The 15,531-nt window shown below is 68.8% G+C and carries 16 protein-coding genes and 1 pseudogene; 10 read left to right on the top strand and 7 right to left on the bottom strand.

Going from position 1 to position 15,531, the window contains the following annotated elements; all coding sequences use genetic code 11:
* Positions 1-92 precede the first annotated feature (92 nt).
* The gene (locus RH94_RS40955) at positions 93-533 is read right to left on the bottom strand and encodes a hypothetical protein (protein WP_158073108.1); all 441 of its coding nucleotides are present in this window, start codon (positions 531-533) and stop codon (positions 93-95) included.
* A 1,116-nt stretch (positions 534-1,649) separates the two neighbouring features.
* Here RH94_RS40955 and mycP point away from each other — a divergent pair.
* The 4 genes and pseudogenes from mycP to RH94_RS39090 all read left to right on the top strand — a co-directional run.
* Positions 1,650-2,888, top strand: coding sequence for a type VII secretion-associated serine protease mycosin (gene mycP, locus RH94_RS30085; protein ID WP_073951651.1), 1,239 nt, complete (start codon positions 1,650-1,652; stop codon positions 2,886-2,888).
* Between the two features lie 52 nt (positions 2,889-2,940).
* On the top strand, positions 2,941-3,149 hold a 209-nt coding region (locus RH94_RS30080; RefSeq protein WP_234426149.1), incomplete at its 5' end, for a hypothetical protein.
* Positions 3,116-3,313, top strand: coding sequence for a hypothetical protein (locus tag RH94_RS40470; RefSeq protein ID WP_143204098.1), 198 nt, complete (start codon positions 3,116-3,118; stop codon positions 3,311-3,313). The genes RH94_RS30080 and RH94_RS40470, both read left to right, overlap by 34 nt.
* Positions 3,314-3,557: 244 nt before the next feature.
* A pseudogene (locus RH94_RS39090) lies at positions 3,558-4,057 on the top strand (SAM-dependent methyltransferase); the annotation flags it as partial.
* A 63-nt stretch (positions 4,058-4,120) separates the two neighbouring features.
* Here RH94_RS39090 and RH94_RS30065 read toward each other — a convergent pair.
* Together RH94_RS30065 and RH94_RS30060 are read right to left on the bottom strand one after the other, a co-directional pair.
* A complete protein-coding gene (locus tag RH94_RS30065; protein WP_073951505.1) occupies positions 4,121-4,777 on the bottom strand; it encodes a hypothetical protein in 657 nt (218 codons plus the stop codon).
* Positions 4,774-5,310 (bottom strand): RNA polymerase sigma factor, encoded by a 537-nt coding sequence (locus RH94_RS30060; RefSeq protein WP_079189249.1) that lies wholly within the window; start codon positions 5,308-5,310, stop codon positions 4,774-4,776. The genes RH94_RS30065 and RH94_RS30060 overlap by 4 nt, the downstream gene beginning before the upstream one ends.
* A gap of 121 nt (positions 5,311-5,431) precedes the next feature.
* On the opposite strand from RH94_RS30060, the gene RH94_RS30055 reads away from it, so the two are divergent.
* The 3 genes from RH94_RS30055 to gdhA all read left to right on the top strand — a co-directional run bounded on the left by RH94_RS30055 (position 5,432) and on the right by gdhA (position 8,125).
* Positions 5,432-6,061, top strand: coding sequence for a PH domain-containing protein (locus RH94_RS30055; RefSeq protein ID WP_073951504.1), 630 nt, complete (start codon positions 5,432-5,434; stop codon positions 6,059-6,061).
* Positions 6,062-6,265: 204 nt separating this feature from the next.
* Complete coding sequence (locus RH94_RS40950) at positions 6,266-6,433, top strand: hypothetical protein (RefSeq protein WP_158073107.1); 168 nt, start codon at positions 6,266-6,268, stop codon at positions 6,431-6,433.
* 336 nt (positions 6,434-6,769) lie between these two features.
* Positions 6,770-8,125, top strand: coding sequence for an NADP-specific glutamate dehydrogenase (gdhA, locus tag RH94_RS30050; protein WP_073951503.1), 1,356 nt, complete (start codon positions 6,770-6,772; stop codon positions 8,123-8,125).
* A 220-nt stretch (positions 8,126-8,345) separates the two neighbouring features.
* On the opposite strand, the gene RH94_RS30040 is transcribed toward gdhA, so the two are convergent.
* Positions 8,346-9,185: a DUF1998 domain-containing protein gene (locus RH94_RS30040; protein WP_073951501.1), complete on the bottom strand. Its 840-nt coding sequence runs from the start codon at positions 9,183-9,185 to the stop codon at positions 8,346-8,348.
* Positions 9,186-9,310: 125 nt separating this feature from the next.
* Here RH94_RS30040 and RH94_RS30035 point away from each other — a divergent pair, with 125 nt between their 5' ends.
* Positions 9,311-10,543 carry a hypothetical protein gene (locus RH94_RS30035; protein WP_143204096.1) on the top strand — a complete coding sequence of 411 codons (1,233 nt, stop codon included), beginning with the start codon at positions 9,311-9,313 and terminating at the stop codon, positions 10,541-10,543.
* 233 nt (positions 10,544-10,776) lie between these two features.
* Here the strand turns inward: RH94_RS30035 and RH94_RS45015 are convergent, their stop codons facing one another.
* The 3 genes from RH94_RS45015 to RH94_RS30020 form a co-directional block, all read right to left on the bottom strand.
* Complete coding sequence (locus RH94_RS45015) at positions 10,777-11,166, bottom strand: PIN domain-containing protein (protein WP_234426141.1); 390 nt, start codon at positions 11,164-11,166, stop codon at positions 10,777-10,779.
* Between the two features lie 246 nt (positions 11,167-11,412).
* Positions 11,413-11,964 (bottom strand): EF-hand domain-containing protein, encoded by a 552-nt coding sequence (locus RH94_RS30025; RefSeq protein ID WP_073951499.1) that lies wholly within the window; start codon positions 11,962-11,964, stop codon positions 11,413-11,415.
* A gap of 312 nt (positions 11,965-12,276) precedes the next feature.
* Positions 12,277-13,692 carry a cellulose binding domain-containing protein gene (locus RH94_RS30020; protein ID WP_073951498.1) on the bottom strand — a complete coding sequence of 472 codons (1,416 nt, stop codon included), beginning with the start codon at positions 13,690-13,692 and terminating at the stop codon, positions 12,277-12,279.
* A 495-nt stretch (positions 13,693-14,187) separates the two neighbouring features.
* Here RH94_RS30020 and RH94_RS30015 point away from each other — a divergent pair, with 495 nt between their 5' ends.
* A complete protein-coding gene (locus tag RH94_RS30015) occupies positions 14,188-15,270 on the top strand; it encodes a glycosyltransferase family 2 protein (protein ID WP_073951497.1) in 1,083 nt (360 codons plus the stop codon).
* 25 nt (positions 15,271-15,295) lie between these two features.
* Entirely contained in the window at positions 15,296-15,511 is a 216-nt protein-coding gene (locus tag RH94_RS30010; protein WP_073951496.1) for a hypothetical protein, read from the top strand.
* Positions 15,512-15,531 lie beyond the last annotated feature (20 nt).

Below are 15,531 nucleotides of genomic sequence, written 5' to 3'. Positions count from 1 at the left end.
GCCGGTGCAGCCGTCGGCGGGGGACGCGGGAGGCACGATCTGATGACGGGTGGCAAGGGCAGTAGCGGCAGCACGTCCTTCGAAAGCATGAGTCACGAACAGATGCTGGCGTGGCTGGACCGGGCGAACGCGGGAGAGGTGCAGGCGGCCGCCGACCGCCTGACGGCGGCGGCCGAGGGGATCCGGAAGATCGCCGAGGAGCTGAAGGTCCGCCCGCAGTGGGTGGCGTGGAAGGGCGAGGGCGCGGAGGCGTTCCGCATGTGGGCCGACGATCTGGCCAACTCCGCCCTCCGGCTGGGTGACTTCAGCGAGGGTGCGGCGAAGTGGCTGGGCCAGGCGTCGAACGCGATCGCCACGGCGCAGGCGTCGATCCCCCGTGACACCAAGGGCGCGCAGGCGAACCTGGCCGCGGCGGTGGCGGCCCACAACGACCCGGACGCGGCGGCGGTCCGCACCAAGTCCGCGAGCGAACTCGCCGCCCTGAAGGCCGACCAGGAGAAGGTCCGCCTGGAGGCGGCGGCCCAGATGCGCAAACTGGGCCAGTCGTACAAGCTGTCCGCAGCACAGCTGGACGACTTGGAACGGCCGAAGTTCCCGCCACCGCCGAACGCGATCAGGCCGCCAGAGCCACACCGCTCATCCGAGGACCTGGCTCGCCCCGGAGATGAGACTCCCCACGGTGCAGGAGGCGGAGGTATTACTCCTGCCCCTGTCGCCGGAATCGCTGGCAATGCAAGAACTGCACCTCACAGCCCAACGGCACCCGGAATTGATCCGAATCGGCCCACAAGCAGTTCTCTTCCGAATGACTTGCATCCGCTGGCAGTTGAGCCTGTGACGCATGTCGGCATTGACTCGGTGTCCGCACCACCAGAAGTTCATCAGCCTGGTACGGGCCCTACGGGAGGGTCTCCAGCGACCGCGCGTCCGGATACAGGCGCTCTGCCGCCGACGAGTGGACCAGTTCCTTCGACCCCGCGTGGTCTTGTACGGATGCCTTCCGCTTCAGGAGGGTCCGAGAAGTCAGCTGGCGGAGGACGCTTGCCCACCCAGCCAGGGCAAAGACTCAACGGGCCTACTAGCGGTGGCGGAGTGACTGGAGGCGGTCCTGTCACTGGCCGCAATCTGCCAGGTCCCGCTGGGACCGTCGGCCGGGCTGTCTCGAGCCAGGGCCCTGCGTCTGGACGCGGTGGCCCGTCCGGTTCGGGAATCGTCGGTGGACGACCGGCTGCACCCGCTGCCACCGGTCGGTCGGTGGGTCGGGTACCTGGAACCCCGCTTGCTGGTCCGCTTGGGACCGGTTCAGGCTCGGTCAGCCGCCTGCCGCATACCGGAGCGACAGCACGGCCGGTGACTCGGGCTGCTGGACCCACCGCCGGGCGCGCTGCGTCCACACCGCGTGATGGCATCATCGGCGGCACTCCGCAGCAGGTAGGCCGTAGCCCGATGCGACCCGATGCACAGCTGCCCTCGGCGCCGACACGAGGAGGCATCTCGGGCGGAGTGCCCAGTGAGGCGGGTTCACGGGGTGCTGTTCGCGGTGCGCCGAGCGAATCGACGAGTCGCGCTCGGCAGCGGAACAAGAAGCGGAGGACCGACCGCCGAAGCGAACCGCCGTCCGGCGATTGACGATCAGGGGACACGAGAGCATGAGCATGCCCACGGTCAACAAGCGACACAGGGCGTTCCGTGTCATGGCCACAATGGCCGTCAGCGTAATGCTGGCGGGCGGTCCAGCCACGCAAGCTCACGCCGCTGACTCCACGCGTTCCCAGCAATGGCACTTGGACGCCATGCACGCGGAGAACATGTGGCGAACGAGCACAGGCAAGGGCATCACAGTTGCTGTGATCGACACAGGGGTTGATCCGAACAACCCTGACCTGAAGGGGCAAGTGCTTGACGGAAAGGACCTCGCTCCCGCAACGCGTTCCGGTGATGAACATACGGACTACGACGGCCATGGCACGGGAATGGCTGGGCTCATCGCTGGTACAGGAGCGTTCGGCGGGGGACGCGGGGCGTTCGGTCTTGCACCAGGAGTCAAGATTCTCCCTATCCGTATGCCTGCCCAGAACGACATCAACGGCTTCGCCGGCCCTTCTTACTTCAGCCGGGCCATTCGCTATGCGACAGACTCTGGCGCCCAGGTCATCAACATCTCCATGGGCGCGCGGCTCAACTCCCCTGAGCTCACTTCCGCAGTGGCGTATGCCCTCTCCCACGGCTCGCTCGTCTTTGCAGCCGTAGGGAATGACGGTGCTAAAGACAACCCGGTCGAATACCCGGCATCCACGCCTGGAGTGGTGGGCGTGGCAGCAGTCGGCAAGGACCTTCGAAAGACCAAGGAATCTGGGTTCGGCCATCAGGTCGACATGGCAGCCCCTGGCGAGGACATGGTCGCTGCCTGTGGAGGAAAGACCGGCCTTTGCAGGGGGCACGGCACCAGCGACGCCACCGCCATCGCCTCCGCCAGCGCCGCCCTGATCTGGTCCAAGCACCCGGAGTGGACCAACAACCAGGTCCTCCGCGTCATGCTCAACACCATCGGCGCCCCCACGGACGGTTCCAAGCGCAACGACTCCATCGGATACGGCATCGTCCGCCCGCGTATCGCCCTGCAGGACCCGGGCGACCCCGGGCCGGCGGACGTCTATCCGCTCCCGGACCTGGCGGCCGCGGCGTCGCCCTCCGCGCCGCCGAGGCCCACCGAGGTACCGAGCAGGGGTGCCGACGCGTCAAAGGATGATGCTGCCGCTGCGTCCGCCAAGAGTGACGGCGGCAACGGCATCCTGTGGGTCGGCCTCGGCGCCGGCGTCATTCTGCTGCTCGGCGGCATCGTGGCGTCTTTCGCCGTCGCGAGGCGCCGGCGGACCAACGTTTTCTGATCTCTTTCTCTGTCCAGTGATGCACTCGATCGTCTTCTGACCGCCGCCCGNNGACAGCGCATCACTCAGCGGGGACCCATGCCGACGTACCACGAGATCTTGACGACCGACCTGTTCAAGCTCACCACGGCCGCCGAACGCTGGGACGGCATGGCCAAGGAGTTCCACAAGCAGGAGACCGCGTACCGGCGGGACGTACACGGCATCTCCATGGGAACGATAAGCGCATGGACGAATATGCCGAAGCAGACTGGAAGATGAAGGCTGCCTATATGATCGACGGTTGGGCACAGGGTCGCTCGGACATTGACACCAGCACTCCCCAAGGCAAGGAAATGGCAGAGAAGTTCACTACCGACATGCTTCTGGGGCACAACCGAGGGGCCACAACGGCGGGGAAGTACCTGAGGGACACGGCCGGCTGACGCCGTCCTGACATCGACTCCGATCACCTGAGGATTTCCGTGACTGCCCTGTCGCTCCATCGTCCTGGACGTCTTGTTCTTGTTGCCGTCGTCGCCCTCTGCGTGGCCCTGGCTGGCGGGATCGGCCTGTGGCTCCACCGTGGCTCGGACCATCGCACGGACTACTGTCGGAAGCTGAGTGAGGACAAGCGCATCCACTCGGCGTTGGGCTCCGATCACCCGAACGATTCCGACTGCTCGCGGCTTGCAGCGGAGTTTCCTGGTGCGAGCGGTGCGGTTTCTGGCGCGTGACGCGGGGATCCGTCAGTTCCTCGACATCGGTGCCGGGCTGCCCACCGCCAACAACACGCACGAGGTCGCCCAGGGCATCGCGCCCGAGAGCAAGGTCGTCTACGTGGACAACGACCCGCTCGTCCTGGCCCACGCCGATGCGTTGTTGTGTTGCGTAGTACGCCTGAAGGAGAGTGTGTCCACCTCGACGCCGATGTGCGCGATCCGCGGAAGATCCTCGCCGGGGCGGCGCGCACGCTGGACTTCGACCGGCCCGTCGGCCTGGTCCTGCTCGGCATCATGGGGCAGCTCTCGGACGGCGAAGGGCCCGAGCACATCGGGCGCTTTCTGCAGGGGCTGCGTCTGGTCGAGCGGGGCCTGGTCCGGTCCGCCGACTGGCACCCGGATCCCGACTCCGCGGACGTCACTCACGAACAGGGCCACGCCGTCGGAGCGGTGGGCCTGAAGGAGTAGGAGCTCCTACGTTCACTGCGCAACGCTTCCTGTGTGCGGGTGTGTTGTGTCCGTGTGCCGGTGTCAGGGGGTCAGCCGTAGTGCCTTGAGTACGCCGGGGCTCAGGGTGATGTCGTTGGCGTCGGACGCCACCGCGTGGCCGTTCTCGACCCGGTACGCGCCCTGTGCCGTGTTGACCAGGAAGAAACGTTCGCCGTCCAGTGTGCTGAGCAGCAGGACGTACTCCTTTCCTGCGGTGAGGTCGGCCGTCTCGGGGCCGGAACCGGGCGTGGTGTAGACGACTTCGATGCTCCCGCCGGAGGAGTCGCCCCCCTTGGCGGTCGCTGTCACCCGAGCCGTGGCGACGGTCATGTCGGTGTCGTCGACGGGTTCTTCGTGCCCCGCGCCCAGCCGTACCCGGACGATCAGGTCCGCCACGTTCTCCAGCTCGGCGGTCGTTCCGTAGTACGGCTCGTCCGCGTGCCGCCCCGCGACCTCGGGTTCCTTCGGGCTGCCGAGGGGGAAGAGGACGGCCCCCGCGACCACCGCGACCACCGCGGCTGCCGTGCAGGCGACGGCGCCCGCGAGGACTCCGCGCCGGGACACCCGGGGCCCGCGCTGTGTCACGGGCGTGCTTCCGAGCAGAGCGGTCAGTTCCTCGGAGGCGCGCGTCGACAGACCGTCCGAAGCCGCGTCCGGAAGCGGATTCGCCCGTGTGACAAGGGACTTGACGTTGATCATGACGATTCCTCGGGTGAGCCCTCGCGCGCGAGGTGGGCGGATGAGGCGTAGGTGCCGCGGAACGCCTCCCGGGCGCGGTGCAGCCGGACCCAGACCGCCGGCACACCGCACCCGAGGACCTCGGCCGTCTCGGACGCGCCGAGTCCGTCCCAGTAGCGCAGGAGCAGTACGTCCCGGTGCCGTGCGGGAAGCCGTTCCAGGGTCTCGAGGACCGCGGAGTCCTCCCCGGAGGCGGGAGCGCGGTCCAGTTCGTCGGTGATGCGCCGGTGGAGTTCGGTGAGCCGGGCCGTCGCCCGGTGGTGGTTGCTCAGCAGGTTGCGTGCGGTGACGAACAGCCAGCCGGTGCTCACCTCCTCGCCGCCGAGAGTGCGTTCCCAGGCGATCCGGAAGACCTCGGCCGTCAGTTCCTCCGCCGTGCCGCGGTCACCGACGCGCCGGTGCACAAAGGCGGACACGCGCGGATGGTCACGGGTGTAGAAGGCCGTGAACCGTGCGGCGCGCTCCCGGTCGGTCGCGGTCTGGATGTCGTCCACACCCCGTACATGTCATGAGCCCGGCACTTCCTTACACCACACCTTCCGGTGCCGGCTGCCGCGTGTCGGCCGTTGTCGCTACGGTGGGGCGGCAGTTGGAGCGCGGCGGGAAGTGGTGGGGATGAGAACGGACCTGGCTGAGCGGCGGCGGCAGGCCCGGCGGGAGCGCCGTGCGCGGGTCGAGAGGCTCGCCGGGACGATGGCGGCGCCGGAGGTGCCGCTGGTGTGGGGTGCCGGGTGGGGCGCAAGAGTGACGGCGGCGGTCTGGTGCGTCGTGGTCGTGGTAGTGGCCGATCACCCGGCCGAGGCGGGCCTGGCGCATCCGCGGCCGGGTCCCCTGGTCTCCTCGCTGGTCGCCGGCTGGATATGCAGCTGGCTGGCGCTGTGGCGGATCACCGCCGACCGGGACGGCGTGTACATACGCCGCCTGTGGTCCACGCGGTTCCTGCCGTGGTCGACGATCAGCCGTGTGGAGATGCGGCACGACGGGCAGCTGGAGTTCTTCGGTCCGGGGAAACCGGGGAAAGAACCCATGGCCGGGCTGTTCTCGCCGCCCTGGCTGAGCCGTGTCCTCCGTCGTTCCGACGGGAGAGGCCAGGCGGCGGCCGACACGCTGACCGCCATGGTCCGGCACGGCCGGCTGCGCCCCACCGTGCAGGCCGAACGTGCGCTGATCGGCTCAGGACTCGTTCGCTGGGCGGTCGTCCTGGCCGCCGGGCTGTACGGCGCGGCCGCATTCCTGCACCGCTGACACCGCCTGCCCGTGTCCACCTCTCCAGCACCGTCTCAGCAGCGAGGAATGTGAAGGCGTGAATCCCTGTCCGAGCTGGACCATGTTGATCGGCTTCACCGTGTTCTGGCTCCCGCCGGCCGCGGCCCAGAGCGCCGGCCGGTCTCCGTCCTGGCTGCGCCGCAGGCAGCGCGGTCCCGCCCGGCTGTTCGGTGCGGCGGCCTCGTGCTGTACGCGGGCGTGCTGGTCAACACGGTCCCGCGGCTGGCCCGTGCCGACGCCGACACACTGGCCTACACCTCCTACACCGGCAGCGCTCTGATCTTCGTGTACATCGCCCTGCTCATCGCCTACGTCGCTCTTGCCGGCAAGTCCCGGGACGAGCCTCGCTGAGGGCGGGGCGTCGGTGACGTGAGGAGCGGGACCGCCGAGATCGTCGGGACCGTGACCAGTTGTCCTCATCACACGTTTGCCTCCGGCGGCCATCAGAGGTGTTCAGCGCCGTACTCTTGGTGGTGGTTTGTCCCCTGTCTTCGGTTAAGTCGTCTCGCATGGTGGACTCCTGGTGATCGATCACTGGTCAGTACATTGACACAGGAGTAACACTGAAGGGTCGGTCGTTTCCCGGATGGACCATGCCCGGGACGGCCCTGTCCCTGCGCGGAGGCAACGGCGCCTAGCGCTTCATCGCCGGTTCGTACCGGCAGTTGTGCCAGAAAGGGGTCCGCCGTGACGCGACTCGACACGAAGGCCTCGCTCGCCTCCCTGCTCGCCGAGATCGAGTACCGCAACCCTGCCCAGCCCGAGTTCCACCAGGCCGCTCACGAGGTCCTGGAGACGCTGGGGCCGGTGCTCGCGGCCCGGCCGGAGTATGCCGAGGCGGGGCTTGTCGAGCGGTTGTGCGAGCCGGAGCGGCAGATCATCTTCCGGGTGCCCTGGCAGGACGACCGGGGGCGGGTACACGTCAACCGCGGGTTCCGGGTGGAGTTCAACAGCGCGCTCGGCCCGTACAAGGGCGGTCTGCGCTTCCACACGTCCGTGAACCTCGGCATCATCAAGTTCCTCGGCTTCGAGCAGGTCTTCAAGAACGCGCTGACCGGGCTCGGCATCGGCGGCGGCAAGGGCGGCAGCGACTTCGACCCGCACGGGCGCAGCGACGCGGAGGTCATGCGGTTCTGCCAGTCGTTCATGACGGAGCTGTACCGGCACATCGGCGAGCACACCGACGTGCCCGCCGGTGACATCGGCGTCGGCACCCGCGAGATCGGCTACCTGTTCGGCCAGTACCGGCGGATCACCAACCGCTGGGAGGCCGGCGTGCTCACCGGCAAGGGCGCCCACTGGGGCGGCTCCCTGATCAGGCCCGAGGCGACCGGCTACGGGAACGTGCTGTTCACGGAGGCGATGCTGCGCGAGCGCGGTGAGGAGCTGGACGGCCAGACGGCGGTCGTCTCCGGCTCCGGGAACGTCGCGATCTACACCATCGAGAAGCTGCTCGCCCTCGGCGCCAACCCGCTGACCTGCTCCGACTCCAGCGGGTACGTGATCGACGAGAAGGGCATCGACGTCGGGCTGCTGAAGCAGGTCAAGGAGGTCGAGCGCGGCCGGATCAGCCAGTACGCCGAGCGCCGCGGCTCCTCCGCGCGGTTCGTGCCCGGCGGGCGGGTCTGGGAGGTCCCGGCCGACATCGCGCTGCCGTCCGCGACGCAGAACGAGCTCGACGAGAAGGACGCCCAGACGCTCATCCGCAACGGTGTGAAGGCCGTGTCCGAGGGCGCGAACATGCCGACCACGCCCGAGGCCGTGCACCTGCTCCAGCGCGCGGGGGTCGCCTTCGGCCCCGGCAAGGCGGCGAACGCGGGCGGGGTGGCGGTCAGCGCACTGGAGATGGCCCAGAACCACTCCCGTACGTCGTGGACGGCCGCCCAGGTGGAGCGGGAGCTGGGCCTCATCATGTGCGACATCCACACCACCTGCCACGAGACCGCCGAGCGCTACGGCTCCCCCGGTGACTACGTCACCGGCGCGAACATCGCCGCCTTCGAGCGGGTCGCCGACGCGATGCTGGCGCAGGGCGTGATCTGACGTTCCTGCCGCTGCCGCGGACGGTCGAGGTCCGCGGCAGCGGCCGGTCACCCGCCCCGTCCCGGGCGGCCGGTCCGGACGCGGCGCATGAGGCCGCTGTCCGGTGTGATGAGCCGGCGGAAGTGATCCACCACAGGCCCCACCGCAGAGGGGCCGTGGAGGACCGCACCGAGTTCGATGTCGTCGTCCAGCGCCCGGGCGGCGAGGTTCGCGCCGCCGATCAGGGCGGTGTGGCGATCGGCGGCGACCAGCTCGGCGTGGACGCGCGGATCGTGTTCGGCGCACATCGGGTCGGAGCTGCCCAGGCCCCGGGCCTCTTCCGGGGCCTGGGCGATCGTGGGGGCCGAGCCGGTCGCTGCGGCCGAGGGAAGACCCGGCCGCCCAGCGTTCCCTCACTGTCCGGGGCGGCCGTCCACAGGAGGATGCCGCTCATCGGGTCCGGGCCGGAGCCTGCGGAGACGCGTTCCGCCATGCGGGAGGCGCCGTAGCCGTACTCCAGGGCGAACCGGCGGACGAGGACGTGGGCCGGGGTGTGCGGCAGTGCAGCGGCGCGTAGCGGATACCGGGCCGCGCACCGGTCCGCGTGGGCCGCCCGGGGCAGGCGTTCCCGTACGAGGACCGCCTCTCGCCGTTCCCACTCGGTGAGCCGTGACTCGTCGAGGGCGAGGAACACGCCTTCGCCGCGGAGCTCCGCACGGCACCCGTGGGGGCGGTCCTGCTGAGCGGCGCTCCCGCACGGGTCTGTGTCTCCTGCGTCGGGCAGCCACTCGGGAGCCTCCGTCCGGGTGAAGCCGGTCAGGGCCGACACCTCGCGCAGCCGGTGGACCAGTACGACGCGCTCCAGCCAGTCCGCCGTCCCCTCCGGCAGGCGGGGTTCGCGTACGGCCGTGAAGTCCGGCAGTGCCTGGCCGCGGGGCCGGGTGAAGGCACGCCACCCGGGCGTGGTCAGGTCGAACTCGTCCTGGTCGCCCAGGCGGCGCCGGACGGCGGCGAGGAGCCGGTCCCCGGTCGGGACGCGGGCCCGAACCGCGGTATGCGATGCGCCGGCCTCATCGGGCACGAACCGGCAGGGCCGGTCGGGACGGCCTCTTGCGGCCACGCGGGACGGAAACCGTGCAGGTTGCACAACCCTTTGACGAGGCGAGTGGTCATGCCTGCATCACATTGATCATTGATGCCACAGAGGTGAGCATGAAGCTCCGCCGTTCTCTGACTCTCGCAGCAGCGACGGTCGCCATGGCTCCCGCCGTACTTCTCGCAGCCCCAGGCGCGTACGCGACGGACGGCGCCTCACCTGCGAGCACGGCGACCGTCACCACCGCCGCTCAGGACGATTCCTCTTCGACCGAGGGGAACCCGACCCCGCCCACGGGAGACACGAACCCGCCCGACAACACGAACGACAGCACCGGCCCGGGTGAGCCCGGCTCCGCCGGGGACAGCGACGAGAAGGCCGGCGGTGAGCAAGGCGGTTCGACCGGCGACGCTTCCCCCCAGGGCGACGAGAACGCCGGTACCGGCGCGGACGGTTCGACCGGCGAGGGCCACGGCGGCTCGTCCGGTGAGGACAACGCGGGCAAGGACGGGGAGAACGCTGCCCCGGACCCCTCCAAGCCCGGCTCGGACGGCCGGGAGGACCAGGAGGAGCCAACCGGTAACTGGTGCGGCCCCTACCAGACCAACGACAAGCTGTACACCTACCCGGGCGACCGGCCAATGGAGGTCGTCGCCGGCAGCGGGTTCCATCCCTTCGCCTACCACGTGATCAACCACAGCGATCAGAACATCAAGAACCTCAAACTCTTCATCAATGTCAGGACAAAAGTCGACTTCGGGTCTTATGGGGCCGAGTACAAGTACGTCACCTTCCAGTACATGGACCCGGCCACTGGAAAGTGGTCGGGCATCGAACTGGACCAGTGGGGCGGCGGCACCTTCACCACCGTTGATGTCGCGGCCCACGAGTCCTTGAGCATCGACATGCGCCTGAGCGTGGCCGACGACGCCCCGACCGGAACTGGCCTCATGAACTCCTTCGGCCGGTACGACAACGAAAACGGCGGCTACTGCTACACGAACGAAACCGACATCGACACCGAGTTCACCATCTGGGCGGCCGGCACCGACACAGGCAACCCGCCCGGGACCGAGCCCGAGCCCGAGCCCGGGACCGGTTCCGGGACCGAGCCCGAGCCCGGGACCGAGCCCCAGGGCGGCAGGAACGACAACCCGCTGACGCCCACCGCCGCCGTCCCCGCCGGCAACGGGATGACCCCGAACGGCCACCTGGCCGAGACCGGCGCCGGTTCCGCCCTCCCCGCCATCGTCCTGGCCGGCGGCCTCGCGGTCTGCGCCGGTGTCGGCACGGTCTACGCAGTCCGCCGACGCAGGGCCACGGACGCCGGCGCCACCGCCTGACGCACGACACCGCCGGGCGGGCGACCCGCCTTGCGCCCGGACGCGGTGTTACGTCGGCTGCGGCCGCGTCGAGGCGAACGCGGTACGGGCACACGGGCGGGGCGTGGGATCGCCCGGGAGCGGGGTTCGCCCGCGGCAACGGCTGACCGGGCGTGCGGGGGGCACGCCAGGATCGCGGGTACCCACCAGGAAGCCATGACCTTCCTCGGTGGCCAGGCCCTCGGACGGGATCGTCACTCCCGGCCGGGGGCCGACGCGTGTGTGCGATTGTTCGCGCTGAACGTACTGGGTCGGTTGCTTCGTGCTTCGCCCCGGACCATGGGGATGCCCGGTCTCACCTTGGCGATGGCCGCGAAGTCGTCGTCGACATGGAGAACGGTCAGGTGCTGTTGCTCGGCGGTGAGGGCGATCAGGATGTCCATGGGGGAAGGGCCGCGATGACGGCCGATCCTCGCGAGGTCCCGCTGCACCTCCACGACCTTCGGCCAGGGATCGTCGAGGGCGGGGGCCCGGCCGTAGGGGGAGCCCGAGGCGCCGGGGCTCTCCGAGGCGAGCATCAGCATGGCGAAGACGCCCCACATCAGCAGCGCGACCAGTGTCCAGGCGATCGACCACTTGTCCATGCGGTCCGCGTCCCGGAGCGCCTTGTCGTGCTCACGGTTCCCGTCCCCGGGTGCCGCCTCCCCGGGTGTCTCCCCGGTGTCGTGTGCGTCGGATGCCGTTATTCCGTCCCCCGAGTGTCCGTGGCGTGTGCTCCTGCGCCTTCGGCGCCCGACCCCGGCGTGGAGATCACCGACCTGTCCGGCGACGGGACGGAGGAGTGCGGCCGCAGTCACCGTCCGTGGCTCCGGCCGCACTCCGTATCCGTGTCACCGGCCGAGGTGCCCGAAGAGCAGGCTGCCCGGGGAGTTCAGGTCCGGGGAGTAGAAGAACTCCCTGACCGCGCGGATGAACTCGTGCCGGCTGATGGATCCGTCGCCGTCGATGTCCATCTCGTGGAACGCCTCCATGGCGTCCGGGGCGGTGATGTCCCACACCTTCAGGTACCGCTGGAACTCGTCCTTGCTGATGGTTCCGTCGCCGTCGATGTCCATGATGTCGAAGACGGCGTGCGAGAGGCCTTCGACCATGTTGAAGCGGCTCGCGTCGACGCTCGCCGCACGGTTCGCGTAACGGTACTGCTCCTTGTCCAGGCGGTGGGTGCCGTCCGCGTGGCGCAGCAGCTCCATCCAGTACATCTGGTACATGGCCGTCAGCGCGTGCGCCCTGCGGTCGTTCTTGTCGATCTTGTAGGCGCTCAGGTAGCGGTCGATGAGCCGCTGGTAGTCGCTCCAGTCGACGTAGCCGTCGTGGTCGCTGTCGGTGGCGCTGAACATCGCGTCCAGCTTCACGGCGATCGGGTCGAGGGTGGCGGTGGCCATGGGCGTCCTCTCGTGGGGGTGGCGTGGTGGTGCGCTTCTGCGGACCAGCCCGAGATTAGCCACAAGATCAACACAAAAGGGCGTAAAAGGTTCGCGGCGAGGTGCTGATCACCCGATGATGTGAGCGGTCCACCCGGTCGGACCCGGCCCCCGAGATCACCAGAAAGGGCTCTCTGCGAACGGTCGATCGGGACGGTGACGCCAGGACCGGCCGCAGGCGGTCAGTCCGGCAAGCCCGGCAAGCCCGGGAAACGCCCCGCGTCATGTCGGAAGTGGCGCCTGCCGGGCGTCCGGCTTCCGGGACGCTCCGGGTCAGGACCTGGGCAGGGTGTTCACGTAGTGGGTCCCGTCGGCCGTGAGGCCGGCCACCGCCTTCTGGACGTCTTTCGCGGACACGGCCCGGTCGGCCTGGTAGTAGAGCCAGTCGACCCGCATGTCCCAGCTGCGCGGCCCCTTGAAAGGCAGGTCGATGAACCACGCGCTGAAGTTGACGCTCATGCGCTCGCGCGGGAAGTGGCCGCTGCCGCTGGTGAACAGGACGCGGTCGTCCACGGAGTAGGTGGTCGACCCGTCGACCGCTGTGATCATCAGGGTGTGCCAGCCGCCGAGCTTCACGGCGTGGGAGCTGGTGACCCGGTCGTTGTTCTCGCTGTCGTGCCAGCTCGTGGTGTCGAGCAGGGGCCCCAGCCGGCCCCATCCGCCGTTGGGCAGGTATTCGTAGTCGAGTTCGCTGTACTTCGACGACGTGTGATCGGGGGAGATGGTGAAGAAGGACTGGGTGACGTGGTCGCCGTCACTGCCGCTCCTCGGCTTGTCGCTGAAGTACACCCGGGCGGCGAGGGTGCCGGTGAACACGGTCGGCTCGGTGCGTCGGAACTCCGCCTGCCGCGTGCCCTGCGGCGTTCCGTCCGTGCCGGCCCGCAGCCGGAGGGCCTGGCCTTCGTCCTTTTCCCCGGCGGGGAAGCTGATGCCGCTCCTCGACCAGGTGCCCTTGATCCCGGGACCGCCTTCATCGTTGCGGGCCTCCCAGCCGTTGGCGGAGAGCGCGGGGTCGCCGGGACCGGTGTAGTCGAAGTCGTCGAAGAGGATCCCCGCGGGCGGTGCGGCCACGGCCGGCTCCGGCGGCGGGACGGAGGCGGGGCCGCCGCTGTCCGGCCCCTCTCCCCAGACGACTGCGCCACGCAGGTGCGCGGTCACGAGCTTCGACGGTGTGTACGTGGTGTTCTCGGCTGTGAACGAGTAGTCGTCCACCTGGTTCAGCTTCTTGCGGTCGACGCGGTAGAGCTGGAGTCCGATGCCTTCGCTGGACTTGCCGGGTGCCAGGCTGCCCGCCGCCGCGGTGAAGCCGATCTGGAGGTAGTGGCCGGTGTCAGGACCGGCTGCCGGACCGGTCGTCCAGGTGATGTTCGAGCAGCCGAGAGAGGTCTGGACGCAGTTGGAGCGGTACGCGGAGTCGCCGTCCGGCGTGTAGTAGTACCGCAGCGTCACGTCCTTCAGCTCCACCGTCTCCCGGGACGTGTTGATGACCTCCAGCCATGGCTTCGCCACGGTGGTCTCGGCGGCCGTGACACCGGCCCGGTGGCGGACCGTGAGCGCGGGGGGACCGGCATCGCCGGACCGCCACGCGAAATGGAGCAGAGCGCCGCCTGTGGCGAGAACGCTTACGAGGAGGGCGGCTGTCGCCGCTTTGCGTGCGCGGCGAGGGCGGGCGCGTAGGCGGTGACTCACGGCAGCTTTCCGCTGGACCGCCGACGTGCGGCGGAGGGCACGCGTCGTGCACCGGAACCATGACTGATCATCAATGCCGCATCGTAGTCGGCTTTGTGAAGATGCTCCACGGTTCAACTTCACCCCTCTCTCACTCTGTGTTTTGCCTCACTCTCAATCCGTGTCGTCCGTGTGCCTTATGGGGTGCAAGTGCCCGAATTGCCGTCACTTTTCTCTACGAAAGGGGCATGAGGTACCTCCTTCGTGGCGCCCGCGTGGTTGAAGTGGCAGTGATGTTCCGTTGCGCGCGTATGGGCCGATGGGGTCGGGTGCGATACCTTCCGGGGGACTTTCACTTGATCAACACAATGTGTTCGTTGTGTGCAGGACCTTTGGGGTGGGGAATCTTCGATGGCCGGTACTACTGGGCGTCGTGCGCGTGTTGAGCCGCAGCGCGCCCCGAGCAGCAGACATCGCAGAGGCCGCGTCGCGCAGGGCGGGGCGGGACAGGGGGAGGTGGTCTACGAGACGGTCGTCCTCGTTCCGGCGCGGAACGAGGAGGTCGGGGTCCTCATGTCGCTGAAGTCGCTGGCCGCGCAGACCCGGCGGCCCGATCTCATCGTCGTGGTGGTCAACAACTCGACCGACCGCACCGAGGAGTACGCGCGCGGATTCGCCGACGACGAGCGCACGCCCCCGACGGTCGTGCTGACCTTCGACAACAACCCGCACAAGAAGGCGGGCGCCCTCAACTACGGCCTTCGCTGGCTGCGCGAGGCCGTCGGCGGCCGGCTGAGCAACCGGGTACGGCACGTCCTCGTCATGGACGCCGACACCGAACTGCACCCGAGGTTCATCGAGCGGGCCCGCAACGTGATCGCGTCCGACCCGGAAATCGGCGGGGTCAGCGCCGCCTGCCTCGGCCGCACCGACCTGTGGCGCAACCCCTGGCAGCGGTACCTCCTCGGCATGCAGATCATCGAGTACGGCCGCGCCGCCAACGCGCGGTACCGCAGCGATGTCCACACCATGTCGGGAGCCGGCTCCTTCTACCGGGCCGAGGCCCTGCAGGACCTGATCGACTGGCGGGGCGAGGTCTTCTGGGAGGACCACAGGAACCTGGTCGAGGACTACGAGACCACGCTGGCCCTCAAGGAGTCCGGGTGGAAGGTCACGGCCAACCAGCTCTGCATCGCCTACACCGACCTCATGCCCACGCTGCGTGAGCTGATCCAGCAGCGTGAGCGGTGGAGCCGCGGGACCGTGGACACCCTGCGCAGGCGCGGCCTGACGAAATTCACCTGGCACTCCATCGCCACCCTCGTCATGGGCCTCATCGGCTTCACCTACATCGTGGGGTGGGGTTCCGGACAGCTCGTCCGGCTCGCCGCGAACGGTTTCCACCATCAGTACTGGCTGTGGGCGCTGTTCGGCTTCTGGGTCGTCTATCCCGCACTCCGCGTACGGAACCTCGGCTGGAAGGCGATGCTCGTCGAAGCCCTGCTGGTTCCCGAACTGGTGTACACGGTGGTGCGGGCCTACTGGCTCATCTCCTCCATCGTGAAGTCCTACGTGACCCGCGTATCGGCGTGGCAGTAAGTACCGGAAGCAGAACAGGGAAGAGATGAACACTCTCAAGGGCCTGGGCGTGTGCGCGGTGCTCGCGGGCATGACCTTCGCCATGACCAGGCTGGGGACTTTCGACCTGCTGGTGCTGTGCATCACCGTCACCGTCGTCGTCATGTCCACGGCCGCGTACCTGGGGTCGATGAGGAGACGTCGCAGGGACCGTCGCGTGGCCAACGGCAGAGTCCGCTCCAAGCACGTCGCCTCCGGTTGACCGACAACCCGGAGGCGACA

The organism is Streptomyces kebangsaanensis (assembly GCF_001906585.1).
GTDB lineage: Bacteria > Actinomycetota > Actinomycetes > Streptomycetales > Streptomycetaceae > Streptomyces > Streptomyces kebangsaanensis.
This window is presented reverse-complemented; position numbering and strand designations above follow the sequence as displayed.